This window comes from Hymenobacter agri (assembly GCF_054778495.1).
Genome location: NZ_BAAGZM010000635.1, coordinates 1 through 2,383 on the forward strand (window position 1 = coordinate 1; position 2,383 = coordinate 2,383).

A 2,383-nucleotide genomic window follows, 5' to 3' on the forward strand; every position below is an offset into this window, starting at 1 on the left:
CTGCTCGAAGCCGGCCTGGGCGGCACGCAGCCGCTCGGGCAGCTGATGCATCGTGGACGCGCTGATGTGCGGGCCGGCCGTGGGCAGCACCGGGCAACTGGCGGTGCGTACCGCGTCGATGCTGGTTTTGCCGCACACGCCGCAGCTGGAGCTGGTATAGAAATGCCGCTCCATGGCCGCGAAATCGACTTTTACGTGCGCGGCCAGCTCGGCGCGCACGACGTTGCCGGCTTCCTCTTCTTTCTCAACATCGGGGCAGGGAATGATGCCCAGCAGGTCGGCTTTGTCGTGAATAAGGCCTTCGGTGAACAGGAAGCCGGCGGCCAGCTCCTCGTCGTGGCCGGGCGTGCGCATCGTCACGGAGAGGGTGCGGTGCTCGCGCTGGCCGTTCAGTTCGTAGCCCACGCGGATTTCGAGCGGCTCCTCGGCGGCGAGCTGGTCGGAGGCGGGCACGGGCGGGCCGCTGCCGCTCACCTTCTGGATGGTGGCGAACTCGTAGCTGGCGGCGGGAAGCAGAATGGCGGGGCTCATGGGCGGCGGGTGGCGTGGATTGGTATAAGCCTCAAACGGCAACCGAGGTTTCGGGGTCTTCGTTCTGGGGGCGACCTTTGCTCCGATGCCGCTTCCAACCGCTCCCCCGCCCTTTCCCACCGCGCCGCGCCCGCCCATCCGCTTCGACCGCAATGAGGTGGCCGGCGCGTTTGGTGACTTGGGCACCGATTTGCCGCTGCTGATTGGCGTCGTAGCCGCTTCGGGCATCGATAGCGCCTCGGTGCTGGTGATGTTCGGGCTGATGCAGGTGTTTTCGGGGCTGTGGTACCGGCTGCCCATGCCGGTGCAGCCGCTCAAAGCCTTCGCGGCGCTGGTTATTGCTCAGAAGTTGCCGGGACGCGTCATCTTCGGCGGCGGGCTGGCCATTGGCATCAGCATGTTCTTTTTGTCGATAACCGGGCTGATTGATGCGCTGGCGCGGCTGGTGCCCAAGGCCGTGGTGCGCGGCATTCAGTTCGGGCTGGCGCTGCAGCTGGCCACGCTGGCCCTCACCAAGTACGTGGGGGCCGATGGAGCCGCGGGCTACGCGCTGGCGGCGGCGGCATTCACGGTCACGGTGGTGCTGTTTGGCAACCGGCGCTGGCCGGCGGCGCTCATCGTCATTGCCCTGGGCGTGGCGTATGCGCTGGTGTTCAAGCTCGATTTTGCCACGGCCCAGAAAGCGGCAGGGCTGCACCTACCCGCCTGGCACCTGCCTGAGACGGCCGATATTCTCACTGGCGCGGTGCTGCTGGCCCTGCCCCAGATTCCACTGTCGCTGGGCAACTCCATTCTGGCTACCAAGCAGGTAGCGCATGATTTATTTCCGGAGCGTGCCCCGCTCACGGTGCGCAAAATCAGCTTCACCTACGCTTTAATGAACCTGGTGAACCCGTTTTTTGGGGGTTTCCCGGTGTGCCACGGCTCGGGCGGCATGGTGGGGCACTACGCGTTTGGCGCGCGCACGGGCGGGTCGGTGGTGATTTACGGGGGCATTTTTCTGGTACTGGGGCTCTTTTTCAGCCAGGGCTTTGCCGAGGTGGTGCAGCTGTTTCCGCTGCCAGTGCTGGGGGTGCTGCTGCTATTCGAGGCGCTGTCGCTGGCTACGCTGCTGCGCGATGTGAGTACTGCACGCGCCGACCTGCTGGTGGCGCTGCTGGTGGGCCTGCTCTGCGCCGGGCTGCCGTATGGCTACCTGGTGGGCCTCGTGGTGGGCACGGCCGTGTATTATGCCATGCAGCGCGGCTGGGTGGGACTGGGGAAGCAGTAGCGGCGGGCAGCTATTACTAACTTTGGCCAAGCTGGTTACGCTTCTAAAAGCGGCGTTGCCAACGTTGGCAACACCACCGGTTCCTCGGCCAGAATGCGGACGGGCTGCTTGTGCTCGTCCACGGCCACGAAGGTAAACAGGCCGGTAACGGCCTTGTGGCGGTCTTCGGAGTACATCTGCTCCACGAATAATTCGACGCGTACTTTGAGGCTGGTGCGGCCGACGTGCTCGATACTGGCCACCAGCTCAACCAGCGAGCCGCCGGGGATGGGGTGCGTGAAATCGACCCGCTCCGACGATACTGTTACCATTTTCAGGCGTGAGAAGCGGGTGGCGGCGATGAAGGCCACCTCGTCCATGAGCAGCAGCGTGGTGCCGCCAAACAGGGTATCGTAGTGGTTGGTGGTGTTGGGGAATACGGCTTTGAAGATGCGCGTTTCGGCGCGGGCAATGCGGTCGGCCAGGAGCATGAGCTAACGGGGAAAGGAGATGAGAAACGGTCTCCGTTTGCGTTCAAGCCCCGTTTTGCGTAGCCGGCCACCGGCGCATGCCCCCCGGCCGCGCCCCAGGCGCGGCGGCACG

At 65.0% G+C, this 2,383-nt stretch carries 3 protein-coding genes; 1 reads left to right on the forward strand and 2 read right to left on the reverse strand.

Going from position 1 to position 2,383, the window contains the following annotated elements; all coding sequences use genetic code 11:
- Nucleotides 1–531 (reverse strand): formate dehydrogenase accessory sulfurtransferase FdhD (locus tag ACYVDE_RS20425; protein WP_460503380.1); only part of this gene is annotated, 531 nt, incomplete at its 3' end.
- An 85-nt stretch (nt 532–616) separates the two neighbouring features.
- On the opposite strand from ACYVDE_RS20425, the gene ACYVDE_RS20430 reads away from it, so the two are divergent.
- Nucleotides 617–1,801 (forward strand): putative sulfate/molybdate transporter, encoded by a 1,185-nt coding sequence (locus ACYVDE_RS20430; protein WP_460503381.1) that lies wholly within the window; start codon nt 617–619, stop codon nt 1,799–1,801.
- Between the two features lie 35 nt (nt 1,802–1,836).
- Here the strand turns inward: ACYVDE_RS20430 and ACYVDE_RS20435 are convergent, their stop codons facing one another.
- On the reverse strand, nt 1,837–2,271 hold the full coding sequence (locus ACYVDE_RS20435) for an acyl-CoA thioesterase (RefSeq protein ID WP_460503382.1): 435 nt from the start codon (nt 2,269–2,271) through the stop codon (nt 1,837–1,839).
- Nucleotides 2,272–2,383: the final 112 nt, after the last annotated feature.

What these genes read in the sequence shown, in the direction of transcription:
- ACYVDE_RS20430 (WP_460503381.1), top strand. Translation starts at nt 617, where the DNA reads ATGCCGCTTCCAACCGCTCCCCCGCCCTTTCCCACCGCGCCGCGCCCG.
- ACYVDE_RS20435 (WP_460503382.1), bottom strand. Translation starts at nt 2,271, where the DNA reads ATGCTCCTGGCCGACCGCATTGCCCGCGCCGAAACGCGCATCTTCAAA.